Source organism: Sulfurimonas lithotrophica (assembly GCF_009258225.1).
GTDB classification, from domain to species: domain Bacteria; phylum Campylobacterota; class Campylobacteria; order Campylobacterales; family Sulfurimonadaceae; genus Sulfurimonas; species Sulfurimonas lithotrophica.
Map to the genome: position 1 here is coordinate 906073 of NZ_CP043617.1, position 26485 is coordinate 932557.

Consider the following 26485-nt stretch of genomic DNA (forward strand, 5'->3'; position numbering starts at 1 on the left):
ATTTTAGTAATTTTAAGATAAAATTTCCACATGAATAATCAAGAGTATAAACAAGCAGTCCAAGAGTTAAATTTGTATGCCTATCATTACTATGTATTGGATGACCCGATTACAACCGATGAGGTTTATGATGAGCTATATCATAAAGTTTTAGACTATGAGATAAATAATCCCGATAAAAAATTAAATGATTCTCCTACTTTAAGAGTAGGGGATGTCGTGTCTGAAAAATTTGTAAAAGCAAAACATCTCTCTCGAATGTGGTCACTTGAAGATATCTTTAATGCAGATGACTTAGAGGCTTGGCTTAAAAAAACTTATAAATTAGATGAAAATATATCTTTTTATTGTGAACCGAAGTATGACGGGGCTTCACTTAATTTGATTTACGAAAACGGTAAGCTGATTCAAGGTATCACTCGCGGTGACGGAGAAGAGGGAGAAGACATTACTTCAAACGTAAAAACTATCCGTTCAATCCCTTTAAGTATAGAGCATCAAGGACGCATAGAGATTCGCGGTGAAGTTGTTATATTTAAAGATGATTTTGAAAAAATAAACGAGGAGCGTTTAAAAAATAACGAATCCGTATTTGCAAACCCTAGAAATGCAGCTGCAGGAAGTTTAAGACAGCTTGATTCTAGTATTACGGCATCCAGAAATTTAGTATTTTTACCTTATGGGATTGGGGAAAATACACTAGAGCAAAAACTTTTAAGTGACAGAATGGAATATATCTATTCTTTAGGATTTAAAAAACCGCCTCAAAGTAGATTATGCAAAGGTTTTGAAGATATTGAGGGCATCTATGAACTTATGAAAAACGAGCGTGATAATTATGCGATGATGCTTGATGGCATGGTTATAAAAGTAAATGAGATATCTTCACAAATAGATATGGGTTATACCGTAAAAAATCCTCGTTGGTCGGTTGCTTACAAATTTCCTGCAGTCGAGAAGATAACTACACTTAAAGAGATTAAGCTTCAAGTAGGTAGAAGCGGTGCAGTGACACCCGTTGCGGTGGTTGAACCCACGGATATAGACGGAGTTGTAGTTGAGCGTGCGACACTTCATAATTTTGATGAGATAGATAGAAAAGATATTCGCATCGGAGATAAAGTTATAATACTTAGAAGCGGGGATGTTATACCTAAAATCATAAAAGTTTTAGAACATGAACGCAGTGGCAATGAGCAAAAGTTTGAGCGTCCGACAAATTGTCCGGTTTGCGGTAGTGAACTTCTTCAAGAAGAGGTACTTGTAAAATGTCAAAACCTCTCATGTGAAGCAAGGGTCGTAAACTCGATAATCTACTTTGCATCCAAGCCGTGTCTAAATATTGACGGACTTGGAAATAAAATAGTAGAAGCACTTTTTAATGCCGGACTTGTGAAAAACGTTATTGATTTGTTCTCTTTAACTTTTGAGCAGTTAATGGAGTTAGATAGTTTTAAAGAGAAAAAATCTCAGAACTTGCTGGATGCACTTGAAGGTGCAAAGGGGTGTGAGTATTGGCGTTTTATAAACTCTTTGGGAATTGAGCATATCGGTGAAGTTGCTTCTAAGACACTCTCAGATGCATTTGGTTTTTCTTTTATAGATGCAAGTAAAGAACAAATAGTTGAGTGTGACGGTATTGGCGAAGAGATGGCAGAGTCCGTGTTGGAATTTATAAGAGTAAACAGAGAGACTGTTTTAGAGTTGCAGAGTATTTTAAATCCGCTAGAACCGGTAAAAAAAGCAGAAGCGGAAGATAACCCTTTTAAAGGAAAAACTGTAGTTTTAACAGGCACTATGAGCCAGCCTAGACCTGCAATAAAAGAGATGTTGGAGTCTTTAGGTGCTAAAGTTAGCGGCAGTGTCAGTAAAAAAACGGACTTTTTAATCTACGGTGAAGATGCAGGTAGTAAGTATGACAAAGCTATGGGTCTTGGAGTTAAATGTCTTACAGAAGATGAAATGAATGGATTGTTATGAAATTTTTTTTAGTTTTAGTTTTTGTATTTACCCTTAGTTATGCAGATAGAGACGGTGGTCCATATTTGGGTTATGGATACGGAAGTTCTGAATATAAAAGCGGCGGATTATACAGCTCTATGAAAGATGAAAAGGCTAAAGCCGAGTATTTTTACGGCGGAGCATATATAAATAAGCATCTATCGGTAGAACTTGGATATGTAAAACTCAAAGACGGTGGGTATAAAGTCAATGATACAGTAAGTTTAAATCATACCCTTTATACTGTGTCAACATTAGCACATTATGCTTTTTTTGATGATATATGGGATTTTTACGCTAAGTTCGGAGCAGGCTATGCAAAGTCTTTTGGTGAACAAGGTTTTAGTTTTGTTTATGGTGCGGGTACATCTGTAAGGTTTAGCGAACTTTTTAGCGTTAAACTTGCTTATGATATTTACGAATTTGGTTTTGACGAGTCACAAAACGGTTCGGCTGATTATAAACAACGTATATATTATCCGTATATAGGTGTGGAGTTTCAGTTTTAATGCGCTTAGATAATTATCTGGTTGAGAATGGTTTTGTAGATAGCCGTTCAAAAGCGCAAAATATTATAAAAAACTCTTTTGTTAGCGTAGATGCAAAGATAGTAAAAAAAAGCTCTTTTAGTGTAGATGCAAACTCTGTTGTTGAAGTGGCAGAACATGATAACTATGTAAGTCGCGCTGCTTATAAACTAAAGTATTTTTTAGAAGAGTTGAATCTGGATTTAAAAGATAGCATCTGCTTAGATATAGGATCATCTACGGGTGGATTTACTCAGGTTCTATTAGAAAACTCTGTTATGAGTGTAGATGCAGTGGATGTAGGAAAATCTCAACTGCATAAGTCACTTTTAGAAGATAAAAGAGTAAACTCCTATGAGAGTTGCGATATAAGAGAATTTAAGAGTGAAAAAAGATATGATTTAGTAGTCAGTGATGTCTCTTTTATATCTCTACTTAATATTTTAGATGATGTAGAAAGACTTGCATCTAGTAAAATCATACTTTTATTTAAACCGCAGTTTGAAGTGGGACGTGATGTTAAACGTGATAAACACGGAGTAGTACTGGATGAAAAGGCTATTGCATTAGCTATGGAGAACTTTGAGAGTAGATGCAAAGAAAAAGGATGGAATCTAATTCAAAAATCTCCATCAAAAATAACTGGTAAAGAGGGTAACTTAGAGTATTGTTATTATTTTGATAAGTAATGGTTTAGTTGACTAACTTATCGTATTGTGATAATATATCAATATGATAAAATCTTTTAAGTGTAAATATACAAAAAAGCTGTTTGACGGCAAAAGTCAAAAAAAGTTTTCACAAGCTGTTAACAATGTCGGTAAAAGAAAGCTTGATATGTTGGAAGCTTCTTATGATGAAGCTGACCTTAGAGTTCCGCCGTCAAACAGGTTTGAACACTTAAAAGGCGATTTAAAAGGGTTTTGTAGCATCAGGATAAATGAGCAATATAGGATTGTTTTTAGGTTTGAAAATTCCAATGCTTATGATGTATATATAGATGATTATCACAAATAAAGGAAAATAGATGTTAGATATAAGACCAAGTACACATCCGGGTGTTATTCTAAGAGAAGAGTTTGCAACTCCGTTGAACTTAACTCAGGCTAAATTATCTGAAGACTTGAATGTAGGTATTAAAACTTTAAGTGAGTTGTATAATGAAAAAAGAGGCATCACTTCTCTTATGGCTTTGAAACTAGCAGAGTATTTTGGAACGACTCCACATTTTTGGATGAACTTACAAAATGCCTATGATTTGTACAAGACATATGAGAAAGAAAAAAATAATATAAAAAACATAGCACATTGTGCAGCTTAGAGGGAACATTAGTTGAAAAGTATGAAAAATAGCACAGCTATTGCCATAGGTGGGTTTGACGGGATGCATATAGGACATCAGCATCTATTTGCAGAGTTAGGTGAGCAGGGGAGTATTGTCGTTATTGAAACAGGGTATGCAAACCTGACTCCCAAAAAAGAGCGTGAACATTTTAGTAAATATCCTATAATGTATTTGCAACTTGATGAAATACGTCATCTGGATGCAATAGGCTTTATAGAGCTATTACAAAGTAAATTTCCAAATTTAGAAAAAATAGTAGTAGGTTATGATTTTCACTTTGGAAAAGATAGAAAATATAACTTTGACGATTTAAAAGAACTTTTTACGGGAGAGGTAAAAGTAGTTGATGAGGTTTCATTAAACGGGGATTCTATTCACTCTCACAAGATTCGTGCAAAACTGGGCATCGGAGATATAAAAGGCGCAAATGCATTTTTAGGTCATAACTATACTATACGCGGTGTAAGAGAAAGCGGTCAAGGGATAGGTAAAAAGGAACTTGTTGCAACTATAAATCTTTCATGTAAAGACGGTTTTTTATTACCAAAAGAGGGAGTTTATGTTACTTTGACGCGTATAGATAATGAAGAACATTACCATCCTTCCGTTAGTTTTGTAGGGCATCGGGTAACAACTGACGGTAGTTTTGCCGTAGAGAGCCATATACTTGAGGGTGAAGTAGGAAATGTGGAAAAAGCAAGTATAAGTTTTGTCTCTTTTATAAGGGATAATAAAAAATTTGACTCTATAGATGAGCTCAAAAAAGCAATTAAGAGCGATATAGCTATTGCTTCAAAAGAATTAAAGTTATTACAATTATGAGAAAAAGAGAATATTTAGACAGTGTCGGCGATATCGACTTCAAATTTTACCAAACACAAGATGATTTTATAGTCGATGAAATTCCATCTATAGAGTTTAAAGGTAAAGGAAACTCACTGGTAGTTCACGTAAAAAAGACAGAAATGACTACATGGGATATGATAGCCGCTTTTTCAGAGTATCTAGCAATTCCTGCTCAAAAGATAGGATATGCCGGTTTAAAAGATAAACACGCAACTACCACCCAGTATATATCTGTAGATGTTTCGTATGAGAAAATGATTAAACAGTTTTATCATAAACAGATAGAGGTTTTGGATATAACTCGTCACTCTACGGGAATAAGAATGGGAGATTTAGCAGGGAACAGGTTTAGCATCAACCTTTTTGAAGTTGATAATATAGATGCAGGTCGTATTGAGAAGTGTGCCAGAAAAATATCCAAAAACGGTCTTCCAAATTATTTCGGTTTTCAGCGTTTTGGACGTGACAGCGACAGTTTTAAACAAGCACGTGATATGTTAAGCGGTGAGATATTTGTAGAAGATGCAAAAATAAAGAACTTTTTGATATCAATATACCAAAGTGAGTTTTTTAACCAGTGGTTACGTGAACGTGTCGAGATAAGTCAAAATGAGAATAACGGAAAATTTAAGTTGTTAGAGGGTGATGTATATGTAGATGTTAAAGGTAAACTCTCAACACCGAAAATTATTCCTATAAAAGAGTTTGAGGCAAAAAAACTGACTCCAACTGGACTTTTATGCGGTCGTGATGTTTTTCGTGCTCGTGATGAAGCTTTAGAGATAGAAGCTAAGTATGACGATGAGTTTTTACAAGAGAAAGGTTACAGAAGAGAAGCACTTATTTACCCAAAAGATATAGAGTGCAAATATGTCAAAAAACAGACAATGTTAAATATATCTTTCACTCTTCCTAAAGGCTCATACGCTACGGTTTTCTTAGAATCAATAGCAGATAAAAACTACTCTGCAAAAGATGTAAAGAAAAAGTAGGAAAATTAAAAAAAATATAAGCTCACACTGGCTATAATTTCGCCCTACAACGAAAGTGGGTTCGTAGCTCAGTTGGTTAGAGCCCTCCGCTCATAACGGAGTGGTCCCGTGTTCGAGTCACGGCGAACCCACCACTTTCCAAAATTATTTTGATAAAAACTACCAAACCCGATAAATCTTAGTAAATAATAAACCATGTGTTTTAATAATTTTAATTTATTATATTTATAAGATTTATTTCTGTATAATTCCGCTTTCAAAAAAAGGAAGTGTTTGTTTAGAATATTATTATTGTTAAGTGTAGGAAAATTATTGTGTGCGGATGTTTCAAAAAAACAGCTTGAAGTATTACAAACTGTTAGAGATGTCGCTAGAACAATTTCAGATAATCAAGGTGAAACATACGAGAATACTTTAAGTGCTATTTGTCTTACTGAGAGCAGTGGTGGCGTCCATATACTCGGTGATGTGAAAAAAGGTACTGACATTACTAAGGCATCTTTGGGAGCTTTACAGATTCAGTTAGCTACGGCAAAGCATATTGCAAAACTGACACCCTCACTTAATCATCTGTTAAAACTAAGCGATACAAAATTGGCAACGCTTTTGTTGACAGATGTAAAGACTTCTACTAAAATCGCAGCACACTTGTTAGTTAGATTAAAACACAGTAGAAAAAAGTATTTTAACATGGTAAGCGGTTATAACGGAGGATATTCAAATGCTCCTTACTATAAACGCGTGAAAAAAAATCTAAATCTAGTTTATAAACTTGTAAAGAAAAATTTACTTCAATAAGTGTAACAATAAAATTATTATTTTGAAACTACTCTACAATATTGTATAATGTTTTATAAGGTTTTATAATGAGTAGCAGAGTAAAGTTTTTAAATAAAATTACTTATATTGTTGTATTTGTATGGACATTTATAATGTTTGTAGCAGGTTTTGTACTTGTGTACAAAAACTATGAATATGCAAACGTCCTAGCAAAACACGAAGCTGTAGTCAGTGTAAAAAAAGACTTGGCATATCGTTCTTGGGTTGCTTCCCATGGAGGCGTGTACGTACCAATAACTGAAAAAACTCCGCCAAATCCTTATTTGTCTCATATACCAAACAGAGATGTAAACACTTCTGACAACCAACAACTTACCCTAATGAATCCGGCTTATACTTTGTCTCAGATGATGCAAGACTATTCACAACTTTACGGGACAAAAGGTCATATTACCAGCAGTATATTGATGAACCCTAAAAACAAACCTGATGAATGGGAAGCAGAACAACTAAATATAATAGAAAAAACAAAAAAGCCTAGCTATAAAAAAGCAGTTATAGAAGGCAAAGAATTTTTTAGATATATAAGTCCTCTTCAAACAAAAGAATCTTGCTTAAAATGTCATGCTTTTCAAGGTTATAAAGTCGGTGATATTAGAGGTGGAGTTTCCGTATCTATACCTATGCAAAAGTATTATGAAGAGGCATATTCTTTATCTTCAATAAATGTACTTATAATTTTTCTTATATATCTTTTAGGGTTGTTTTTGATCTCATATGGACGAAAAAAAGCAAAAGAAATTTTAAAAAATAAGATTAAAGATTATGAACAGCATATTTTTTCTTTAGTAAACATAATAGAAAAACGAGACAGTTATACGGCAGGACATACACAAAGAGTAGCAAACTACTCTACGGCTATAGCAAAAGAGATGGGTTTTAAAGAGGATGTTATAGATGATTTGTACAGAGCATGTATGCTTCATGATATAGGAAAAATTTCTACACCGGATTCAATACTTTTAAAGCCCGGCTCATTAACAAGTCTTGAATATGAAATAATCAAAGAACATGTTGTCGTCAGTTACGAACTTTTAAGTAAGGTGGATATCTATAAAAATATTGCTGAAATTGTACGCCATCATCATGAGCATTATAACGGTGCAGGTTATCCAAATGGCCTCAAAGGTAGTGAAATACCTATATTGTCTCAAATAATGACTGTAGCTGATGCATTTGACGCTATGACTACTAACAGAATATATAAATCTAGAAAAAGTGTCAAAGATGCCATTGTTGAACTTAATGACTTATCGCAAAAGCAGTTTAATCCAAAAATAGTAAAAGCAGCTAGCAAGGCATTGAAAAATATAAAAGTAGAAACTACAATAACACAAAGACCAAAAACGAAAATAGAAAAAGAAAGATTTTCATACTTTTACAGAGACCAAGTGTGTGGAGTATATAATACCTCGTACTTAGAGCTTGTTTTGACATATAATCATACGGATGAGTTTGATGTTAAGTGCATAAATGTAATAAATTTGCATAACTTTAACCAGTATAATCAACAAAACAGCTGGACTAAGGGTGATAGACTGCTTAAAAAATTTGCCCAAAGACTTTTAAAAATAAATACAAGTGATTTTGTCTTTAGAATTCACGGTGATGATTTTGTTATTATAAATAAAACACATTTTACACTTGATGATAAGCTTTCGTCTTTAGAAGAGATTTTAGAGGATACCGGAATTTATATTACATACAAACATTTTGATATAGAAGAAGACGATATTAAAAATACAAATGATTTAGAAAAACTACTTCAAGTATAAGTGCTCTCAGTTCAATAAAATTGAGCTGAGAGTTTAAAAAGATTTCTTTCCGTCTATTGAGACGATTTTTAAACCTTCAATATTTTCAAGTTCTTCAGCCGTAATAAATGAAATTACACCTTCTTGCCTTTTTGTATAACTTATTACTTTACTATTATCACTAAAGAGTTTAGGTGCTATACCATAACCTGCAAATACGAGTTTCAACCAGTACTTTTTAAAACGTCTTTGGTTCTTACCTATCATCTCTTTAAAAAAGTGGTCTGTTTTTTCGCCATCGGCAGTGCTTAAACCTATTTGGATGCGTTTACCGTTATCCCATATCGTTGTTTTTCCAAGAAATATACGTTCAAGTTCTTTTTTGCTAAGATTTTTTACATTTACATCTTTACTTACAACTATTACACCTTTAGAATCAGCATAAAGTGAAGGTGCCAAAAGTGCTAAAACACTTACTAGAAGTAATGATTTTATTATTTTATTAAAAAATTTCATCATATCCTCCTAAAACCCGATAGCTAAAGCGGCTCTGATTTCGCTATAGTCTTTTCCGCCAAAGAGTGGATTATTAACTTCTGATTCAACATTGTAATAATCCATTTTGATAAACATATTGTCATCAACTTCTATATTTACTCCGGGTGCATAATTTACAACGCTATTTTTACTAACATCGTGATTTGGATCTGCTTTTGAATATAAAAAATATAGATTCACAATATCGGTAATAAAGTAACTTGGTAAAATACTAAAACCGCTTCGTCTAAACGATTTTATCCCTTCTACGTCTAAAGTTCCCGTCATATACTCTGCTTCTAAACGAAAGTCGTCATTTATATGCCAGATTAGTTGTAAACCTTGAGAATCTACTACCATATTTCCAAGAGCATTACTAGAAGAATCATAATGAATCATTTTATCATGATATGCAGATGCACCTATTTGTAAATCATCTGTTAAATCAACCCTTACACGTGCAGTTATCGCTTTTTGATTGTTATCGTCTTTGTCGTATTCATTTTTATTTACTCCATAAGTTAAATCACCGTTTGTAACTTGTAGTATATAATCGTAACTCATCCCAAATATCATATCGTTACCAAGCAATGCTACACCGGTTCCCCAACGAGGGTAAAGCATCGTCTGTTCATATTCGTCATTGGATATAAAATACATCTTGTTTGTCGGATTTGGTTCTTTAAGAATTATTGTTGATGGTTTTGCAGTGTGTATTTCATTATATATACCAAAAGGCGTAAACATTTTTCCTGCACGGATTCTTAGCTTATCACTTAATGTATATTCAGCAAATGCATATTCGTAACCTACGTTACCTTTATCGATTTCACTTTGGCTTCCATGTTCCCAAGTAAAATCTACTGCAAGACGCAGGCGATCCGTCGCATTTACGTTTAAAACAATATCTATCATATCTGAATCAAATGAAGCATACTCATCCGAACGCCAGTGTTTATCTCCTTTGATATGTTCTTCAAACTCGAAATTAAAATAACCGTTTATGGTTACTTTGTCTGTCCAATCCCCATATAGAGAAGAAAACATCAGTAACAAAAACGGTAAAATCCATTTTTTCATTTTAATTTTCCCTTTTATGTAAAATTTACTCTTAAGGTTTTTATAATAGCAATATTTTTCTTGATTTATGTTACAATCTTCTAAATTTCTCCAAAAAAAATATTTAAAGTAAAAAAGGGTATCTTAAATTTAATGTTTTCTCTAATGACTAAGCTATTTTTTGCAGGTGTTTTTATATCTGTTGTTCCACTATTTATATATCAGTATATTAGTTTTGAACAAAGCAGTAAAACACTACAATTAACTTATGCCAAAGAGTTAAAACATAAAACTGAATTAACAACCCTACTTATCAATCAAGCAATTTCACACCGCTCTTCTGATTTAAATATTATTGCCGGAGGAGTCGGTGAATTACTGAGTTTAAAAAACTATAAAACAATAGAAAAACAGTTTAATAATTTAGCATTGAATAAAAACGACGTAAATTCTTTGACACTCTTAGATAAGGAAGCTAGGGTACTTATAGCCAGTGACAAATCAAGAAAAAATATTTCATCGGAAGTAAGAAATATTTTAACAACTTATAAATCCTCCGCTATAAATGAAGTATATTTATCCGAACTTGTAACAAATAATGATGAAGCATATATATACATGATAAAAAAAATGATTGATTATGATTATTTTTTGGTTATTGAGATAAATATAAAAAATATTGATTTATTATTGTCAAATTTTGATGATGAAGTAAATGGAGATAAAGCTATATATATTATTGATAAAAATAACAATATTATAATAAGCAGCGACAAAACAAAAAAAATTATGGCATCTTTTACAGATATCGATAAACTAAATTCACAAAACGAACTTGATGATAGAATTTTTCACTTTAAAGATTTTGAAAATGAAGACGTAATTGCTTCATACGATGAAATTTCAAAGTTTGGATTTAGTGAAGCACTAGGCTGGAAAATTATTGCATCTATACCTATAAGCGTGATAAACAAAGATGTTAGTAAATCTTTGGCAATAAATAAAAAAGTAAGTATTTTAATTGTTATTATCACCTTTTTGATTTTAACTTTACTTTCTAGAAATATTGTAAAATCAATTCAAAAGGTTGTTGATGTAGCAAATAAGATCAGTAGTGGAGATTATTCTGCACGAGTAGAGGATAAAAATACGACTACGGAATTTAATACTCTTTTAATTGCACTTAACTCTATGGCAGACAAAATACAAAATCGTACAAATAAGCTTGAAGAACAAAAACTTTTACTTGAAAACTTGGCACATTACGATACTTTGACACAGATACCAAACAGAGTTTTATTTAAAGACAGAATAGAACAAGCTATAGCAAAAGCTAAACGTCATAAAAATAAATTTGCTCTTTTTTATATAGATTTGGATGAATTTAAACATATCAATGACTCGTTTGGTCACGATATGGGAGATGAAATTTTAAAAGTCATAGTGCTTAGAATAAATACCGTACTAAGAAAAGAAGATACTTTTGCAAGATTAGGAGGAGACGAGTTTACTATCATACTTGAAGAATTGCAAGATATAAACTCCATTACTGTAATAGCCGATAAAATTATAGATACGATAAAAAAACCTATAGATATTAACGGAAATGTTTTTAAAGTCTCTACAAGTATCGGTATAAGTATATATCCAAAAGATGCAACGGATAAATCAAATTTAATTAAGTATTCCGATATAGCTATGTACAAGGCAAAAAGTATGGGTAAGGATAATTACCAGTTTTATTCTGAAGATATGAGTAACTACAGTTACAATAGAATCAAAATGAAACAAAGTCTTGATTTTGCTTTAGAAAATAACGAATTTGAAGTATATTACCAACCGCAGATTAATGCCAAAACAAATGAATTAAGTGGAATGGAAGCACTAATAAGATGGAATCATCCTGAGGATGGATATATCGCACCTTTAGATTTTCTTCCTCTTGCCGAAGAGATTGGGATGATTATAGAAATTGATCAGTGGGTTATGAAAACTGCCATGAAGCAGATGCTTATTTGGAATGAACAAGGATATAATCCGGTGATCTTATCTTTAAACCTCTCTATAAAGCATCTGCAACATGAAAACTTTGTAAGTATGTTAAAAAGTAATTTGGAAGAAACAGGATGCAAACCTGAATGGATTGAACTTGAAGTGACCGAGAGTCATATTATGAGTAATTATGAAGAATCTATTGCCAAATTAAAAGAGATAAATAAATTGGGTATAAGAATATCCATGGATGATTTTGGAACAGGCTACTCATCACTCTCACACTTAAAGCTTCTACCGATAGATAAACTTAAAATTGATAAATCGTTTGTAAACGACATACCTGAGGATGAAGAAGACGTAGCAATTATAAAGGCTATAATCGCATTATGCAAAAGTCTGGATCTTACAGTTTTAGCTGAAGGTGTAGAAACTGACAAACAGAGTGGATTTTTAGTTGAAAACGGTTGTAGCTACATTCAAGGGTACTTATATGGAAAGCCTCAATCAAACAAGGATTTTGAAAGAAATTTTTTAAAGAGTTAAAACTATTATTTAGTTTTTAACTCTTTACACCAAGTAATCATAACTTCATTTAGTGTTTCATTTGGAGCATCAATAAAATCTATTGTAAATTTGTCATCTAGTTCGGCTATACCTATGCTTCTTGGTCTTGCAGCCAACATCTTTGTATTTGGCAGTGCTGCACCAAAACAAAAAACAATATTTTTTGCATCTAATATATCTTTATTTATCTCACCCTTAAGTGATTTTGTATGCTCATAATGGTCAAATATAGATATAAAAGTAGATATAGGATGTGCCTCTATTTTAGTTTTAAAATACTCTAAAACTTCATTGATAGTTTTTTGAGAAATTTCATTTTTTTGTAATTCCATAGAATTTACGGGGTATTTGTCCATAAATACAGTTTTTTTCATTAGTCAAATCCTTTCTTAAAAGTTAGAATTTTAACTAATATATCTTAAAGTAATTATAATTATTAATGAAGTTTATTTGTATTTAAGGGCTTCTTCTAAAGTAGCATCTAGATTATTCATAATTTCAAACTCCAAACGACTTATATTTAGAGGTGAATTTTTATCTGAATCGCTTAACTCCATAAGCTGTTCTAAAAGTAGTTTTCTATAATCTTCTACCATATCATCGATTTGTGCAAGTTCTTCAGGAGTTGGATTTTCTCCTAAGTTATCAATTAGTTCTTGTTTATATTTTTCAACCATCTCTTCAATTTTTTCCATATTATAATCATATAGAAATTTGATGGCACCTTTTGTAGTCAGATCTTTTTTAAACTGTTGCAAAGCAGCATCCTCGTCATTTATCTCATCACGAGTTTTATAGTCGGATTTTGTTTCACCTGAATATGATTGGCGTATATCTCTTAAAAACTGTTCAAATTCAGGATCACTTGATTGTTCAAAAGCAATACTCTCTATCATCCAGTCAAGTGTATATATATTTCTTTCTTTATCAGTCTCTAAAATATTCCACTCTTTAGTTTGCTGTTGCATAGCAGTTTTTACGTTATCTGGCATATCATCTGGATAATCGCCGTCACTAAATTTTAAAAACATAGGACCAGAGGTAAGATGAAGAGACAAACTCATAGCACGTTTTAGTTTCGTGTCGGCATCCAAACCTTCGCTCATCTGCTCAAATAGCTCAGCTATTTCAGGGTCAACCTGCTCCATAAATTTTGAAGCCGATAAACCGTAACTTACATTATTTTGTTTAGTTGCGGAAACATTTACCAAACTGTTGTTATTTGTATTTATTTGCATAACTTACCCCTATAGCAATTAATGTTATTATTTAACAAGCAAAAATAGTTCCTTTAAAAGTTTGGGGGAGTATATGCTGAAAGTGAATTTCAGTGAAGTAAGCTTTATTACTTCACCGAAATAGATTTCGTAGTGTCTATAGGTTCTACTTTTGGTATTACAACCTCTAATATACCGTTATCGCTTTTAGCTTCGATATTTTCAATATCCGTATTATCAGGGATAGTAAAGCTTCTTGTGAATTTTCCGAAGTTACTCTCGATACGATAATAATCTTCCTCTTTGACTTCTTCTTTATGACTTCTCTCACCACTGATAACGAGAATATTATCTTTAACATCTACTTTGATGTCTTCTTTTTTTACACCCGGTAAATCAACATCTATATGATAGGCATATTCTCCCTCACGGGTGTTAACTTTAGGAGTAAAGTTCATAACACTGTCTTCAGTGCTTAAATCACGACTGCTAAAAAGTTTACTCTCTAAATCTCTAAGTTCTTTAAATGGATTGTATTGTGTTAATAACATGATTTTCTCCTTTGTTTTAAGTGGCATAATTTTAATACAACTCAAATATATGTGTCTGCCACTTAAGTGGCATTTCTTTTAAATTGTTAATATTTTTTTATTTATATTTGCTAAACTTTTCAAAATATATTTAAAGGTTACTCATGGGAAAGCAATATAAACATTTAAGAGAAAAAGATATAGAGTTTATAAAAAAGCAAAAATTATTTTATATAGCATCTTGCAGTGGTAAGGAAGTTAACCTCTCACCAAAAGGTTATGATACTATTCGTGTATTAGATGAAAAAACTATAGTTTTCGCAAATTATCCCGGAAGCGGCAACAGAACTTACAGAGATGCAGAAGCACAAGGCGAATTTACACTTGTATTTAATGCTTTTGAGGGTGCTGCGCAGATACTTCGCATATTTTGTAAAGCTGAAATAGTCGAATATACGAGCAAAGAGTTTGATGAACTAAATAGTCTTTTTAATATAGAAACAGGTTTGATAAGGGATATATTTAAGTTTAATATCTACGCAGTTGAGTCCAGTTGCGGTGCGAGCATACCGATTATGGAATATAAGGAAGATAGAAGTGCGTTAATAGACTGGGTTAAAAATATGCATGAAAATGAAAAACTGGACGAGTATAAGAAAAAGCGTCATAACCCTCCAAATCTTAAGGACTTGTAAAATAAAAAGGAGTTCAAACTATGACTTTGGATATGTACCAAATAGATGCATTTGCATCTAAAGTATTTGAAGGAAACCCTGCGGCAGTCATTCCGCTAAAAGAGTGGCTTGATGATGCCCTAATGCAAAAGATAGCACAAGAAAACAACCTCTCAGAAACAGTGTTTTTTGTAAAAGAGGATGAGTATTATCATATACGTTGGTTTACACCAAATACAGAAGTCGATATGTGTGGACACGCTACACTTGCAAGTGCATATGTACTGTTTGAACTGCTTAGTTTTAAAGATGATGTGATTGCGTTTAATTCTAAAAGCGGTATTTTAAAAGTAAAAAAAGAAGATAAAAAGTATGTTATGGATTTTCCTGCTCAAACAATAGATAAATGTGAGATACCAAAAGTGATAATAAATGCATTTGATAAAACCCCGATAGAGTGTTACAAATCTATGGACTACTTGGTGGTATTTGAAAATGAACAAGATATACTGGATGCAAAAGTAAATCTGCAACTTTTAAAAGAACTTGACTTGCGCGGAGTTATCATAACTTCAAAAAGTTCAAACTATGACTTTGTATGTAGATTTTTTGCACCAAGCCATGGGATAGATGAGGATCCTGTGACCGGCTCTGCATATACTCAGTTAGTCCCTTACTGGAGTGATAAACTAAACAAGAACACTTTTGCATCTAAACAGGTCTCACAAAGAGGTGGGGAAGTGTTTTGTAAGTTAGATGCAGATAAGGTTGAGATATCGGGAGAAGCTGTGAAATATTTGGAAGGAAAAATTTCAATATAAACGACTTATGATTTTTAAAAGCAAAGTTTAGGTAAAATCGCTCTAATTATCTAATCGCTTTTAAGGAAATCTATGTTTGAAGTAGTTATTGGACTTGAAGTCCACGTACAACTAAACACTAAAACTAAACTTTTTTGCTCGTGTCCTACGAGTTTTAACCATAAACAAAATACAAACACTTGTCCAACCTGTTTAGCACTTCCGGGTGCACTGCCTGTATTTAACAAAGAGGTACTGCATAAGTCTATTATGTTTGGTACAGCTATAGATGCAACAGTCAACAAGACATCTTACTTTGACAGAAAGTCTTATTTTTATCCGGATTCTCCATCCGCTTATCAAATCACTCAGCTTTATACTCCCGTAGTTGAACACGGTGAGTTAGAGATTGACTTTGAGGATGGAAGTCATAAGACTATCCGCATCAATCGTGCTCATATCGAAGCAGATGCAGGTAAAAATATCCACGATGGCGATATCTCAAAAGTCGATTTAAACCGTGCAGGAACTCCACTTTTAGAGATTGTATCTGAACCGGATATGAGAAGTGCAGAAGAGGCAATTTTATATCTTAAAAAACTTCACTCGATTATCCGTTACTTGGATATCGGTGATGCAAATATGCAAGAGGGTAGTTTTCGTGTTGACGTAAACGTATCTATCCGTCCAAAGGGTGAAGATAAACTTTACACTCGTGTTGAGGTTAAAAATATAAACTCATTCAAGTTTATCCATAAAGCGATAGAAGTAGAAGTTCAAAGACAAACGGAAGCTTGGGAAGATGGTGTATATGATGACGAAATCTACCAAGAGACAAGACTTTATGATCAGGATAAAAATGAAACACGTTCTATGCGTGGTAAAGAGGAAGCTGCGGATTACCGTTACTTTCCTGAACCTGACCTACTAAAAGCCGTAGTAACTGACGAGATGCTTGAAGTTTATTCAAAAATTCCTGAACTTCCTGATGAAAAACGTGACAGGTTTGTAAAAGAGTACGGTATAAGTGAGTACAATGCAGGTGTTATAACATCAAGTGTTGAGATGGCACACTATTTTGAAGAGATGATGGAACAGGGCATCAGTGGGAAAAATGCTGCTACATGGTTGACTGTTGAACTTCAAGCTCGTCTAAAAGGTGACACTAACATCACCAATACTCATGTAGATGCCAAGAAGCTGGGGCTTTTAGTTAAGCGTATAGAAGATCAGACTATCAGCGGTAAAGCTGCAAAAGAGGTACTGGACAAGCTTGTTGAAGAGAACCTTGATGTTGATGGTGTTATAGATGCACTTGGACTTAAACAAGTAACAGATACGGGTGCTATTGAAGCTATTTGTGATGATATAATCGGTGCAAATCCTGAGAAAGTAGCAGAGTACCAAGGCGGTAAAGAAAAGCTCTTTGGTTTCTTTGTTGGTCAGGTTATGAAAGCAAGTAAAGGTACTGCAAGTCCTCAAGCCGTAAATGAAATTTTAAAAGCAAAACTAGGATAGATAAGTGAGTATCTTAAGCAGGGCTATTATAAATATATCCTATGCTTTAGACGACTCACAAAAATACAACGATGCAAAAAAGTTTTTTTATAACCTTTTAGAAAACGATAATTACAGATTAAAAAAATATTTTGACGGATTTATGATAACGCTTATATTTTTAAGTGTATATATCCTTATCCGTGATGTTAAGCATGATATCAATGAATTTTGGATAAATTTTAATAATATAATAATTTCAATAATTTTTTTAATAGAGTATCTGCTCAGATTTTGGGTAAGCAGTAGCATCTCAAAGGTTGTTATCCATCAAAATGAGCACAATCTACTTTTAAATCGAGAGTTTAGTCTTAAAAAACTTTTTATAGTAGTAGCAAAAGACAAGCTAAAATATATTCTTTCTATAAAAGCTATAATCGACCTTTTTGCAATAATACCTTTTTTCCATCAACTTAGGCTTTTAAGGGTATTGATACTATTTAGAGTATTTAAGCTTTTTCGTTATGCAAAGAGTTTTCAGACATTCGTATCGGTTTTAGCAACTAAAAAATTTGAGTTTATAACTCTTCTGATGTTCGCATCTATCATTATATTTGTATCGTCTGTTCTTGTTTATGTTATGGAAGCAAATAATCCGTCCTCACCTATAAATACACTTTTTGATGCACTGTATTGGTCTATAGTTACTATCTCAACCGTAGGTTACGGAGATGTCACGGCTGTTACAACGGAGGGTCGTGCAGTAGCACTTGTAGTTATAACATCGGGTATAGCGGTTTTAGCTTTTTCAACATCACTTGTAGTATCCGCATTTAGTGAAAAACTTGATGAGATGAAAGAGATGAAAAGTATCGATAACGTTTCAAAATTTAAAAACTTTTATCTTATCTGCGGGTATGAAGGTGTAGCAGGAGAAGTTGCTAAGATGCTTAAAAAAAACGATTTTCAAATTTTGGTTATGGATGAAGATGAAAAACGTATAAAGCAAGCTGTTAAAGACGGTTTTGAAGCTCTTAATTTTGATCCGGGAGAGGTGGATAGTTATAAGAAGTTAAATATTGACCTCTCAAAACATGTAAAAGCAGTTTTGGCACTGCGTCAAAGTGATGTTGAAAATGTATATACGACTCTGACGGTTCGCTCAATGCATCAAGATGTTTATATACTCTCACTATTGATGGAGGAGATGCATAGAAACAAACTCTCTATTGCAGGTGCAAACGAGATTATATACGCAAAAGACTTAGTCGGTATGATAGCTAAAGAGTTTGTCGGTCAGCCTGTTGCTTTTGAAGTTATTCATGCTTTAAGAAGTGAGTTTTCAGGTGTAGATATGGAAGAGATTTTGGTAACTGGTCGCATCTTAAAATATATCTCAAGTATCAATCAACTTGAAAATGAAAAATTTCGCGTAGTTCTTTTGGGAATATGGAAAAAAGAGAGTGATGAGTTTATTTTTAATCCTAAGTCGGATACGGTTATTGAGCTCGGTGATTATTTGGTTGTGATTGGGAACTCTTTATTTATTCGTGAATTTAAAAGAGCACTGCAAAAAAAGATATTTAGATGAAAAAATTGGTAGAAAAGAAAGAAGCAGCACTTATTTTCGGTTACAACGAGTATTCGTTAGAGATAGCTAAAAATATATCGTTTAAATATAAAAATATAGAAGTCTTTAGTTTGGAAAAAAATGAAGATTCTAGTCATTTTGATTTGAGTGATGATTGGTCGGAACTTGAAAATAAGTTTGATATGGATAATTCCGTAGCATTTTGCGTACTTCAAGACGATGCTACAAATATATTTTTAACTTTGTCACTTCGAGCTACTTTTAAAAACCTAAATATTATAGCTTTTTGTAAAAACAAAGAGGGTGCAAATAAACTTACCTTAGCCGGTGCAAATAAGGTAATACCACTTGTTCAAACAACTGCAGCCATGATAAGCGATATGTTAAGAAAACCTATAGTTACTAAAGTTATGCACGGAATATTATATGAAAAAAGTGATTTGAAAATCGCTCAGATTCGTGTGGAAAAAGAAGCAAGCTTTATAGGAAAATATCCTTTTGAAGTAAACTGGGGTGAGGATTTTGGGATTATAGTTTTATCAATTATGCAAGACGATATTAGTTCTAGCTTTATATACTCGTCAAAAGCTAAACATAAAGCTATAAAAAATGGAGATATTTTAATAGTAGTTGGGTATGATAACGATATAATAGAATTTGAATCTTTGATAGGGAGTAGATGTGAAGTCAATTGGGGTGATTGGAGCAGGTAAGTGGGGGAGTGCATTAGCATACGCATTTAGTGAAAAAAATGATGTAGTTATCACTTCCCGTACGCCTCGTGACTTGCCAAATTTTGTATCATTAGAAGAAGCCTTAAAATGTGAGTACATTGTTATGGCAATACCTGCTCAACAAGTCTCTACATGGTTAAAAGAAAATTTTAGGTTCAATGGGCAAAAAGTCTTGGTCGTAGCTAAGGGTATAGAAGCATCCAGCGGGCGTTTTTTAAACGACATATACAGACCATACGTACCTGATGCAAACATAGCTTTTTTGTCCGGTCCGTCTTTTGCGGTAGAAGTTCAAAAATCATTACCTACTGCACTTGTAGTAAACTCGACCAATGAAGAGTTAGCAAGAGATTTTGCAGATATATTTCCCTCTTTTATTAAAAGTTATACATCAACTGATGTTATAGGCGCAGAGGTTGCAGGTGCATATAAAAACGTAATAGCGATAGCCGCGGGCATCTGTGAAGGCTTGGGTCTTGGTAAAAATGCGGCTGCAGCTTTGATATCACGCGGACTTGTTGAGATGCAGCGTTTTGGGTTGGCTTACGGTGCAAAAAAAAGTACCTTTACTGGACTTGGCGGAGCAGGAGACTTATTTTTGACTGCGAGTTCGACTATGAGTAGAAACTTCCGTGTAGGGCTTGGATTAGCCAAAGGAAAAAATCAAGATGAGATTTTAAAAGAGCTTGGCGAAGTAGCAGAGGGCATCGGTACGGCTTATGCACTTCATGAGATATCTGAACATAAAGATTTGTACCTGCCTATAGCAAAAGAGGTATATGAGATGCTAGAGGGCAAAGACCCGCAAGAGAGTTTAAAAGATTTACTTTCAAAATGAGGGATATATATGATTGAACACAAAGAACAAATTAAAAAAATATCTATAGGTATTTTAATAGGTTTGCTTGTTTTTGGGATTTCAATCAGTATATTCAATCCTACACAAGCCTCACTTCTAGGTCTTATTGCAATGATGGTAGTTCTTTGGACAAATGAGGGCTTGCCACTTGCTGTGGTTTCACTTTTACCTATTATTTTGTTTCCAGCTTTTTCCATACTAAACACAAAAGCAACGGCAATAAACTATTCGCATCCGATTATTTATCTATTTTTAGGTGGTTTTTTAATAGCAATTGCAGTTGAGAAAACAAACCTGCATACTTGGATAGCAGACAAGATACTCTCTCTTTTTCCAAATACTCCAAGGGGTATGATATTTTCTTTAGCCATAACTTCAGGATTGTTAAGCTCAATTCTTTCAAATACGACTACAACTCTTCTTCTTATGTCGATAGCTTTGTTTATAACAGAAGATGTAAAACTAAAACTTAGGTTTGCTCTTGCTATAGCATATGGTGCGAGTGTTGGTGGGATTATGACACCTATCGGTACACCTCCAAATCTTATACTTTTAGGAATTATGTCTGATAAGGGGATGGATGCTATACCGTTTTTTCAGTGGATGTGGATGGTTGTCCCGCTTGCTGTTTTAATGTTTATAGTAGTAAGTATGTTACTTAGTCTTGGAGTTCCAAATGTTCCATTAGACAGGGTAAACGATAAAAAACCGCTTGAAAAAAATCAAAAAAAAGTTTTATATATTATAGGTGGACTTATATTTATGTTGCTTCTAAACGCACCTATGAAGCCTTTTTGGTCCGGTCTTGGACTAAGTGAAGCAGGAATGTTACTCGCTGCAGGACTTATACTTTTTGCACCGCCGTTTAATATATTGGAGTGGATGGAAGATAAAGCAAAAATTCCATACAGGATTATGTTTTTATTTGGAGCCGGGTTTTCTATAGCGAAGGCTTTTAGCGAAACAGGGCTTGCATCGGAGGTTGCATCGTATCTTATAACTATGACGGAACTTCATCCGATACTTTTACTTTTTGCGGTAGCTATGCTTATAACATTTACGACAGAGATAACTTCAAATACTGCACTTATATCTATAATGCTTCCTGTTATATACTCTGTTTCTATCCAAACAGGTATAAATACAACACTTTTTATGATGGTAGCAACTCTTTGTGCAAGTTATGCTTTTATGTTGCCTATCGCAACTCCACCAAATGCCATAGCCATGAGTAGTGGAGTCGTAAATGTTAAAAGCATGATGAAGTACGGGATTATTCTAAATCTTGTAGGTATATTTTGTATAGTTATGATAGCCGAGTTTTTTTGGAAAGGGATTCTCAGTTAGTCTTTTTTGCATCTGTTAATTCTTTTATTTTTTATCATCACATAAACATCTTTTAAAATTAAAAACAGACAGTAAAACCAAAGTGCATCCAGTATGTAGTTTTGGTTTAATCCATTTATATATAAGTATGGAAATCCTAAAAAATATGGCCATTTAAAAAAATAAAAAAACAGTATTCCCGCACCGTAAATCTCTTTAATAATTCTTTTCATATTGTATTATTGTAAAATAGATATAAAAAAATAATAAATTTGTATTATTAACTAAATGGAAACAAAAAAATTAGATTTAGTTAGTTTTTATTTATTAAATTGTAATATACCAATTATTAAAAAAAGATTGGATTGGTTGATGAGAAAAAAAATAACAGTTCTATACATATTTGGCTTATTGTTTTTACTGACAGGTTGTGGGGGTGGATCTTCATCTTCATCTGCTTATGTTTCTGTTGGTTCTAGTGTTACAGGTAGTATTGTTCCTACAATATCTGCTTTTTCAGCTTCTGTGGATGAAAATGCTTCTATAAATACGGTGGTAGGTACTATAAGTGTTACCGATTCAGGTGATAGTAGTATAAGTTCATTTACGTTAAGTGATACAACAAACTTTAGTATTGCCTCATCAGGGGTTATAACAACTAAAACACTGCTTGATTATGAAGCTAAATCAGTTTATAACCTAAGCGTATATGCTACAAATGAAGCAGGGGACAGTACAAGTAAAGATGTTACTATAAATATAAACGATATTGATGATGATCTTGCAACAGTTATTAAGATTCCGACAATAGTCGTAGTAATGAATTGGGATGATTATTTTGAAACAGATTCTTCAATATGGTATGATAAAATATTTAATAAATCTCTAAATTCAGTTAATCGCTGGTTTTATGAGACAACCGAAGGTGAGTTACAGCTTGAACCGATAACTGAAAGTTCAGGAACTGCAAACGACGGTATTATTATGGTTAATATGGGTATTTCTCATCCGGGAAGTAGTTCTGGCGATGAATCTTCTTGGAGAGATACACACTTAAGTTCGGCAATAACAAACTTAGAGGTAGTAAATAATGCTGATTTTGCGGCACTCGATACAAATGCTAACGGTTCTTTAGATAGAAAAGAGTTAAATATTATCTTTATAGTAGCAGGTGGCGAAGAATCATACACTGATGATGCAACTCACTCTATTTGGGCGCATGCTTGGTCTTTTCCCTCAGATTCAAACTTAACCGTAGATGGTAAGTATGTTATGAAATACACAGGTGTAGAAGCTACCAGTGGAACATATGGAAGATTTGGTGCAAACCATGATGACCATAAAGCAACCATAGGTATTATAGCACACGAACTAGGCCACTCCCTATTGGCTTTGGATGATTACTATGATCCTTTCAATATTAGTTCAGGTTTGGGGTGGTATGATATTATGAGTTCCGGTTCGTGGGCACGTAAAGTCGGTGATGCATACTACGGTGAAACACCAACGCAGTACAGTGCATTTAACAGGGCAGATTCTTTCTTGGACGTAAATGTAACAACGCTTAATTCATCATCGGATGTTACTATAAAGTGTAGTTCAAAAAATATAATCAAACTTGAGACAAGCTCGGCAAATGAATATTTTTTGGTTGAGTGTAGAGATACGGCAAAGATAAACTCTGATATATCTGTAATTATATTGATCATGATTTTACGGAAGACAGACTCTTTATGATGGCATATCATGTAGATACAAATAAAGCAGATAATTCTGAATCGGGTGTACAGACATCGCTTAACCATTATAAAGTTGCACTTATGCAAAAAGATAATATACTTTTTACCGACACACAAAATTTAGCGGCATATTTTGATAATGTTTATATTCAAGGAGATACGGCTATACCTACGTCAGAAACTAGGTTATATGACGGTACAAATACAAACTATACTATCCAAGTTATAGCAGAAGATTATACTAATAGAGAAATGACTATTAGAGTAACTAAATAAAGGAAAAATTATGAAAATAGAAAATTTATTCTTAAAAATAAGTTTAATGCTTGTGTTCTTAACTACTTTTACTTTTGCAGGACCTGCTTTTCCAGGTGCAAGAACATTTACTCAACCCGATGGAACTAAATTTGAAGGAGTTCTAAAAGGTGATTCATCATTTCACTGGATAGAAAGTGACGGCTCAATTATTATAATGAATCCAACAGATAAGTTTTACTATAAAGCAACTATAGATGCAAATAATTCTTTAAACTTAACTAGTGAAAAACCAGCGAATAAAACATCTGAAATATCTGCTTCTAGTGGTATAGAAGATAAAAAACACGATGTATCTCAAGAAGATAGAAAAAAATTGTATAAACTGTATAAAAAGTCTAAAGTAGGTAACTATCCTAGATAGAGTTTATACTGTTAACAATTTTGTATAAATTGTTTCCATATTTTTAGAAGCTATCATTTTAGGATGTACGGTGAACTCATTTTTATTGTCTATATTTAAGTCCGTTTTATTTGTATAATAATAACATCTATATGCTATAATCCAAACTCAATACAATATAAAGAGTTTAAAATGATAGTCCACATAGTTATGTTCAAGTTTAAAGATGAAAATAAACAAGAAAATCTTTTAGTAGTAAAAAGTAAATTAGAAGAGTTACAATCAAAAATACCAATGTTAGAGAAAATGGAAGTCGGAATTGACTTTAACCAAAGTGAGCGCGCATTTGACCTTTCACTTTATTCTACTTTTGCAACAAAAGAAGATTTAAAAGCTTATGCCGTGCATCCTGCACATCTTGAAGTAGTCGAGCTTATAAAGAAAGTTACAGAGGTTTCAAAAGTAGTAGATTATGAATTATAATTAAAAAGTTTTATAATGCATATTTCACCCGCAACAAAGATAACACTTTTGCTAATTTCGATGCTGACTATGATGTCAAACGTAGCAATAGTGACGATGCTTCCGCATCTAAATGAACATTTTGAACATATAGAAAATATTGAACTTTTTTCGCGTTTAATGATTACTTTGCCGTCTTTGGCTATAGCTTTGTTGTCTCCGTTTTTAGGTCATTTAGTTTATAAAATAGGTAAAAAAAGAGCATCTGTTATAGCTTTGATTCTTTTTTCTTTGTTTGGTACGGCAGGTCTGTACCTTCAAGATATTTATAATCTTTTATTTTCAAGGTTTTTGTTCGGTATTGCTATAGCACTTTTGATGATAATAGCTACTACGCTTATCGGCGATTATTTTAAAAATGAAGCAAGACACAAGTTTATGGGAACTCAAAGTGCGTTTATATCCATAGGCGGAATCATGTTTATAGTCGGAGGGGGAATTCTTTCCGATATAGACTGGCGTTATCCCTTTGGCATCTATATACTTGGTTTGTTTGTTTTAGTATTTGTTATAAAGTATCTTGTAGAGATAAACACACATGAACAAAAAGAGGAAGACGATACATACTTAAACCATAATCTTTGGTATATATATCTTTTAGCGTTTATTTTGATGCTTGTATTTTATATATTACCGACTCAGATGCCGTTTTTGATGATAAATGTTTTTGGAGCAAGCGGTACTTTAACGGGAGCTATTATAGCTATGGCATTTGTCTTTAATGCACTTGGTGCTATTAGTTTTGCAAAGTTTAAAGCAAAGTTTCATTTTAGTAGCATCTATCTAATCGGAATGGGTATTATAGCTACCGGATTTATATTGATAGGAAATGTAAATAATGTTTATTTCTTCTTTTTAACATCGCCCATAATGGGCTTTGGCGGAGGACTTTTAATGGCAAATATGACCTCGTGGATGCTTGATGTCGCACATCATACTAAACGTATAAAAGCATCTGCGTATCTATCGAGTGCTTATTTTTTCGGGCAATTTTGTTCACCTCTAGCTACAATGCCGCTTGTTAGACAAGTCGGTATTAAAAATTTTTTTATAGTAAGCGGAGTTATCCTTTTTATAGTTATATTAATTGGAAAGTTTTTTACAAAAAGTAGGGCTACTTAAACTCTATACCTTCATACCTGTCGTATATCCACTCAGCTACTGCTTGACTCTCCTGATGAGTTATTTTTCCTTTTAAACTAGGCATTACCCCAAAACGCTCCAATGCTCCGGCATTACACATAAAATAGTCTAAATTTGGATTTATAATATAATCTTTAATAAACAAAATAACCAAATGACGATGTGTATCTTCATCATCGTCTTTAATTATAATATTTTCTTTTAGGCGGTTTGAGACTTCAACCATAGGAGGTGCTTTTATTTTGTCAAGATTATTTATTGTTTTTTCTTTGCTTATCATCTCTATATGACAACTTGCACATTTGTCTTTATATACTTTGTATCCATCAACAGCAAAAAGTGATGTATAAAAAAATATGGAGTATAGAATCAACTTTTTCAATTATTTTCCTTTATTATTAAAATTATAAATATAAAAAATACTTAAATCTTGTAAGTAATTTTTATATACTACTTTTTTTGTATTAAAGATTTGTTAATGTATAAAAAAATTTATAGAAGGAGCTTACTATGGGTGAACCTCGTTTAGAAGATATTGCAGATTATGATACTTTAAAAGGTGAAAAGAAAAAGGTGGTTTTTGCCGTAATCTTGGCAGGCTTAACTATAGGAGTTATATATACTATAGCTTATAATATGTATGATAATTCAGATGAAAATTTAGCACAAGATAAATCATATAAAGTTGCCCCTAGAAAATAATGTTATCCATTATTTAGATAATATTACAAAAAT

General features: G+C 32.9%; 30 protein-coding genes and 1 tRNA gene. 24 read left to right on the top strand and 7 right to left on the bottom strand.

What is annotated here, in order from left to right:
* The first annotated feature begins 30 nt into the window (after window positions 1-30).
* The 10 genes from ligA (at window position 31) to FJR48_RS04620 (ending at window position 8326) form a co-directional block, all read left to right on the top strand.
* Window positions 31-1980, top strand: coding sequence for an NAD-dependent DNA ligase LigA (gene ligA / locus FJR48_RS04575; protein ID WP_152306981.1), 1950 nt, complete (start codon window positions 31-33; stop codon window positions 1978-1980).
* On the top strand, window positions 1977-2510 hold the full coding sequence (locus FJR48_RS04580) for an outer membrane beta-barrel protein (RefSeq protein ID WP_152306982.1): 534 nt from the start codon (window positions 1977-1979) through the stop codon (window positions 2508-2510). Before ligA ends, FJR48_RS04580 begins: the two co-directional genes overlap by 4 nt.
* Window positions 2510-3217 carry a 23S rRNA (cytidine-2'-O)-methyltransferase TlyA gene (gene tlyA, locus FJR48_RS04585; protein ID WP_152306983.1) on the top strand — a complete coding sequence of 236 codons (708 nt, stop codon included), beginning with the start codon at window positions 2510-2512 and terminating at the stop codon, window positions 3215-3217. The genes FJR48_RS04580 and tlyA overlap by 1 nt, the downstream gene beginning before the upstream one ends.
* A gap of 43 nt (window positions 3218-3260) precedes the next feature.
* Complete coding sequence (locus tag FJR48_RS04590; protein ID WP_152306984.1) at window positions 3261-3545, top strand: type II toxin-antitoxin system RelE/ParE family toxin; 285 nt, start codon at window positions 3261-3263, stop codon at window positions 3543-3545.
* A 10-nt stretch (window positions 3546-3555) separates the two neighbouring features.
* Window positions 3556-3849, top strand: a complete 294-nt coding sequence (locus tag FJR48_RS04595) for a HigA family addiction module antitoxin (protein WP_152306985.1) — start codon at window positions 3556-3558, stop codon at window positions 3847-3849.
* A gap of 21 nt (window positions 3850-3870) precedes the next feature.
* Window positions 3871-4695 (top strand): bifunctional riboflavin kinase/FAD synthetase, encoded by an 825-nt coding sequence (locus tag FJR48_RS04600; protein WP_152306986.1) that lies wholly within the window; start codon window positions 3871-3873, stop codon window positions 4693-4695.
* Window positions 4692-5711 carry a tRNA pseudouridine(13) synthase TruD gene (locus FJR48_RS04605; RefSeq protein ID WP_152306987.1) on the top strand — a complete coding sequence of 340 codons (1020 nt, stop codon included), beginning with the start codon at window positions 4692-4694 and terminating at the stop codon, window positions 5709-5711. The genes FJR48_RS04600 and FJR48_RS04605 overlap by 4 nt, the downstream gene beginning before the upstream one ends.
* A gap of 57 nt (window positions 5712-5768) precedes the next feature.
* A tRNA-Ile gene (locus tag FJR48_RS04610) sits at window positions 5769-5845 on the top strand.
* A 139-nt stretch (window positions 5846-5984) separates the two neighbouring features.
* A complete protein-coding gene (locus FJR48_RS04615; protein WP_188108628.1) occupies window positions 5985-6509 on the top strand; it encodes a transglycosylase SLT domain-containing protein in 525 nt (174 codons plus the stop codon).
* A gap of 68 nt (window positions 6510-6577) precedes the next feature.
* The gene (locus FJR48_RS04620; protein WP_152306989.1) at window positions 6578-8326 is read left to right on the top strand and encodes an HD domain-containing phosphohydrolase; all 1749 of its coding nucleotides are present in this window, start codon (window positions 6578-6580) and stop codon (window positions 8324-8326) included.
* A gap of 33 nt (window positions 8327-8359) precedes the next feature.
* Here the strand turns inward: FJR48_RS04620 and FJR48_RS04625 are convergent, their stop codons facing one another.
* Both FJR48_RS04625 and FJR48_RS04630 read right to left on the bottom strand, forming a co-directional pair.
* Window positions 8360-8821, bottom strand: coding sequence for a type 2 periplasmic-binding domain-containing protein (locus FJR48_RS04625; RefSeq protein ID WP_152306990.1), 462 nt, complete (start codon window positions 8819-8821; stop codon window positions 8360-8362).
* A gap of 9 nt (window positions 8822-8830) precedes the next feature.
* Entirely contained in the window at window positions 8831-9922 is a 1092-nt protein-coding gene (locus FJR48_RS04630; RefSeq protein WP_152306991.1) for a porin, read from the bottom strand.
* Between the two features lie 144 nt (window positions 9923-10066).
* On the opposite strand from FJR48_RS04630, the gene FJR48_RS04635 reads away from it, so the two are divergent.
* Window positions 10067-12439, top strand: coding sequence for an EAL domain-containing protein (locus FJR48_RS04635; protein WP_188108629.1), 2373 nt, complete (start codon window positions 10067-10069; stop codon window positions 12437-12439).
* Window positions 12440-12444: 5 nt separating this feature from the next.
* On the opposite strand, the gene FJR48_RS04640 is transcribed toward FJR48_RS04635, so the two are convergent.
* The 3 genes from FJR48_RS04640 to FJR48_RS04650 form a co-directional block, all read right to left on the bottom strand.
* On the bottom strand, window positions 12445-12834 hold the full coding sequence (locus FJR48_RS04640; RefSeq protein WP_152306993.1) for a DUF6858 family protein: 390 nt from the start codon (window positions 12832-12834) through the stop codon (window positions 12445-12447).
* 72 nt (window positions 12835-12906) lie between these two features.
* Window positions 12907-13698 carry a hypothetical protein gene (locus tag FJR48_RS04645; RefSeq protein WP_152306994.1) on the bottom strand — a complete coding sequence of 264 codons (792 nt, stop codon included), beginning with the start codon at window positions 13696-13698 and terminating at the stop codon, window positions 12907-12909.
* 107 nt (window positions 13699-13805) lie between these two features.
* Window positions 13806-14228, bottom strand: coding sequence for an Hsp20/alpha crystallin family protein (locus FJR48_RS04650; protein ID WP_152306995.1), 423 nt, complete (start codon window positions 14226-14228; stop codon window positions 13806-13808).
* Between the two features lie 143 nt (window positions 14229-14371).
* On the opposite strand from FJR48_RS04650, the gene FJR48_RS04655 reads away from it, so the two are divergent.
* The 7 genes from FJR48_RS04655 to FJR48_RS04685 all read left to right on the top strand — a co-directional run bounded on the left by FJR48_RS04655 (window position 14372) and on the right by FJR48_RS04685 (window position 21709).
* Complete coding sequence (locus tag FJR48_RS04655) at window positions 14372-14902, top strand: pyridoxamine 5'-phosphate oxidase family protein (protein ID WP_152306996.1); 531 nt, start codon at window positions 14372-14374, stop codon at window positions 14900-14902.
* Between the two features lie 20 nt (window positions 14903-14922).
* Window positions 14923-15702 carry a PhzF family phenazine biosynthesis protein gene (locus FJR48_RS04660; protein WP_152306997.1) on the top strand — a complete coding sequence of 260 codons (780 nt, stop codon included), beginning with the start codon at window positions 14923-14925 and terminating at the stop codon, window positions 15700-15702.
* A gap of 72 nt (window positions 15703-15774) precedes the next feature.
* Window positions 15775-17199: an Asp-tRNA(Asn)/Glu-tRNA(Gln) amidotransferase subunit GatB gene (gene gatB / locus FJR48_RS04665; RefSeq protein WP_152306998.1), complete on the top strand. Its 1425-nt coding sequence runs from the start codon at window positions 15775-15777 to the stop codon at window positions 17197-17199.
* A 4-nt stretch (window positions 17200-17203) separates the two neighbouring features.
* The gene (locus FJR48_RS04670; RefSeq protein WP_241856127.1) at window positions 17204-18769 is read left to right on the top strand and encodes a potassium channel family protein; all 1566 of its coding nucleotides are present in this window, start codon (window positions 17204-17206) and stop codon (window positions 18767-18769) included.
* A complete protein-coding gene (locus FJR48_RS04675) occupies window positions 18766-19482 on the top strand; it encodes an NAD-binding protein (protein ID WP_152306999.1) in 717 nt (238 codons plus the stop codon). The genes FJR48_RS04670 and FJR48_RS04675 overlap by 4 nt, the downstream gene beginning before the upstream one ends.
* Complete coding sequence (locus FJR48_RS04680; protein WP_152307000.1) at window positions 19451-20341, top strand: NAD(P)H-dependent glycerol-3-phosphate dehydrogenase; 891 nt, start codon at window positions 19451-19453, stop codon at window positions 20339-20341. The genes FJR48_RS04675 and FJR48_RS04680 overlap by 32 nt, the downstream gene beginning before the upstream one ends.
* 9 nt (window positions 20342-20350) lie before the next feature.
* Window positions 20351-21709, top strand: coding sequence for an SLC13 family permease (locus tag FJR48_RS04685; protein WP_152307001.1), 1359 nt, complete (start codon window positions 20351-20353; stop codon window positions 21707-21709).
* On the opposite strand, the gene FJR48_RS04690 is transcribed toward FJR48_RS04685, so the two are convergent.
* Window positions 21706-21921, bottom strand: a complete 216-nt coding sequence (locus tag FJR48_RS04690) for a hypothetical protein (protein ID WP_152307002.1) — start codon at window positions 21919-21921, stop codon at window positions 21706-21708. The two genes, FJR48_RS04685 and FJR48_RS04690, sit on opposite strands and share 4 nt — an antisense overlap.
* Window positions 21922-22060: 139 nt before the next feature.
* On the opposite strand from FJR48_RS04690, the gene FJR48_RS04695 reads away from it, so the two are divergent.
* The 5 genes from FJR48_RS04695 to FJR48_RS04715 all read left to right on the top strand — a co-directional run bounded on the left by FJR48_RS04695 (window position 22061) and on the right by FJR48_RS04715 (window position 25729).
* On the top strand, window positions 22061-23425 hold the full coding sequence (locus tag FJR48_RS04695) for a cadherin domain-containing protein (RefSeq protein WP_188108630.1): 1365 nt from the start codon (window positions 22061-22063) through the stop codon (window positions 23423-23425).
* A complete protein-coding gene (locus tag FJR48_RS04700) occupies window positions 23422-23703 on the top strand; it encodes a hypothetical protein (RefSeq protein ID WP_152307004.1) in 282 nt (93 codons plus the stop codon). The genes FJR48_RS04695 and FJR48_RS04700 overlap by 4 nt, the downstream gene beginning before the upstream one ends.
* Window positions 23704-23713: 10 nt before the next feature.
* The gene (locus FJR48_RS04705) at window positions 23714-24106 is read left to right on the top strand and encodes a hypothetical protein (RefSeq protein WP_152307005.1); all 393 of its coding nucleotides are present in this window, start codon (window positions 23714-23716) and stop codon (window positions 24104-24106) included.
* Window positions 24107-24277: 171 nt separating this feature from the next.
* The gene (locus tag FJR48_RS04710; protein WP_152307006.1) at window positions 24278-24568 is read left to right on the top strand and encodes a Dabb family protein; all 291 of its coding nucleotides are present in this window, start codon (window positions 24278-24280) and stop codon (window positions 24566-24568) included.
* A gap of 15 nt (window positions 24569-24583) precedes the next feature.
* Window positions 24584-25729: an MFS transporter gene (locus FJR48_RS04715; protein ID WP_152307007.1), complete on the top strand. Its 1146-nt coding sequence runs from the start codon at window positions 24584-24586 to the stop codon at window positions 25727-25729.
* Here FJR48_RS04715 and FJR48_RS04720 read toward each other — a convergent pair.
* Window positions 25722-26132 carry a c-type cytochrome gene (locus tag FJR48_RS04720; protein ID WP_152307008.1) on the bottom strand — a complete coding sequence of 137 codons (411 nt, stop codon included), beginning with the start codon at window positions 26130-26132 and terminating at the stop codon, window positions 25722-25724. The two genes, FJR48_RS04715 and FJR48_RS04720, sit on opposite strands and share 8 nt — an antisense overlap.
* A 128-nt stretch (window positions 26133-26260) precedes the next feature.
* Here FJR48_RS04720 and FJR48_RS04725 point away from each other — a divergent pair, with 128 nt between their 5' ends.
* Window positions 26261-26452: a hypothetical protein gene (locus FJR48_RS04725; protein WP_152307009.1), complete on the top strand. Its 192-nt coding sequence runs from the start codon at window positions 26261-26263 to the stop codon at window positions 26450-26452.
* Window positions 26453-26485 lie beyond the last annotated feature (33 nt).

Coding starts and splice junctions, on each gene's coding strand:
- ligA (WP_152306981.1), top strand. CDS start 31: ATGAATAATCAAGAGTATAAACAAGCAGTCCAAGAGTTAAATTTGTAT.
- FJR48_RS04580 (WP_152306982.1), top strand. CDS start 1,977: ATGAAATTTTTTTTAGTTTTAGTTTTTGTATTTACCCTTAGTTATGCA.
- tlyA (WP_152306983.1), top strand. CDS start 2,510: ATGCGCTTAGATAATTATCTGGTTGAGAATGGTTTTGTAGATAGCCGT.
- FJR48_RS04590 (WP_152306984.1), top strand. CDS start 3,261: ATGATAAAATCTTTTAAGTGTAAATATACAAAAAAGCTGTTTGACGGC.
- FJR48_RS04595 (WP_152306985.1), top strand. CDS start 3,556: ATGTTAGATATAAGACCAAGTACACATCCGGGTGTTATTCTAAGAGAA.
- FJR48_RS04600 (WP_152306986.1), top strand. CDS start 3,871: ATGAAAAATAGCACAGCTATTGCCATAGGTGGGTTTGACGGGATGCAT.
- FJR48_RS04605 (WP_152306987.1), top strand. CDS start 4,692: ATGAGAAAAAGAGAATATTTAGACAGTGTCGGCGATATCGACTTCAAA.
- FJR48_RS04620 (WP_152306989.1), top strand. CDS start 6,578: ATGAGTAGCAGAGTAAAGTTTTTAAATAAAATTACTTATATTGTTGTA.
- FJR48_RS04625 (WP_152306990.1), bottom strand. CDS start 8,821: ATGAAATTTTTTAATAAAATAATAAAATCATTACTTCTAGTAAGTGTT.
- FJR48_RS04630 (WP_152306991.1), bottom strand. CDS start 9,922: ATGAAAAAATGGATTTTACCGTTTTTGTTACTGATGTTTTCTTCTCTA.
- FJR48_RS04635 (WP_188108629.1), top strand. CDS start 10,067: ATGACTAAGCTATTTTTTGCAGGTGTTTTTATATCTGTTGTTCCACTA.
- FJR48_RS04640 (WP_152306993.1), bottom strand. CDS start 12,834: ATGAAAAAAACTGTATTTATGGACAAATACCCCGTAAATTCTATGGAA.
- FJR48_RS04645 (WP_152306994.1), bottom strand. CDS start 13,698: ATGCAAATAAATACAAATAACAACAGTTTGGTAAATGTTTCCGCAACT.
- FJR48_RS04650 (WP_152306995.1), bottom strand. CDS start 14,228: ATGTTATTAACACAATACAATCCATTTAAAGAACTTAGAGATTTAGAG.
- FJR48_RS04655 (WP_152306996.1), top strand. CDS start 14,372: ATGGGAAAGCAATATAAACATTTAAGAGAAAAAGATATAGAGTTTATA.
- FJR48_RS04660 (WP_152306997.1), top strand. CDS start 14,923: ATGACTTTGGATATGTACCAAATAGATGCATTTGCATCTAAAGTATTT.
- gatB (WP_152306998.1), top strand. CDS start 15,775: ATGTTTGAAGTAGTTATTGGACTTGAAGTCCACGTACAACTAAACACT.
- FJR48_RS04675 (WP_152306999.1), top strand. CDS start 18,766: ATGAAAAAATTGGTAGAAAAGAAAGAAGCAGCACTTATTTTCGGTTAC.
- FJR48_RS04685 (WP_152307001.1), top strand. CDS start 20,351: ATGATTGAACACAAAGAACAAATTAAAAAAATATCTATAGGTATTTTA.
- FJR48_RS04690 (WP_152307002.1), bottom strand. CDS start 21,921: ATGAAAAGAATTATTAAAGAGATTTACGGTGCGGGAATACTGTTTTTT.
- FJR48_RS04695 (WP_188108630.1), top strand. CDS start 22,061: ATGAGAAAAAAAATAACAGTTCTATACATATTTGGCTTATTGTTTTTA.
- FJR48_RS04700 (WP_152307004.1), top strand. CDS start 23,422: ATGATGGCATATCATGTAGATACAAATAAAGCAGATAATTCTGAATCG.
- FJR48_RS04705 (WP_152307005.1), top strand. CDS start 23,714: ATGAAAATAGAAAATTTATTCTTAAAAATAAGTTTAATGCTTGTGTTC.
- FJR48_RS04710 (WP_152307006.1), top strand. CDS start 24,278: ATGATAGTCCACATAGTTATGTTCAAGTTTAAAGATGAAAATAAACAA.
- FJR48_RS04715 (WP_152307007.1), top strand. CDS start 24,584: ATGCATATTTCACCCGCAACAAAGATAACACTTTTGCTAATTTCGATG.
- FJR48_RS04725 (WP_152307009.1), top strand. CDS start 26,261: ATGGGTGAACCTCGTTTAGAAGATATTGCAGATTATGATACTTTAAAA.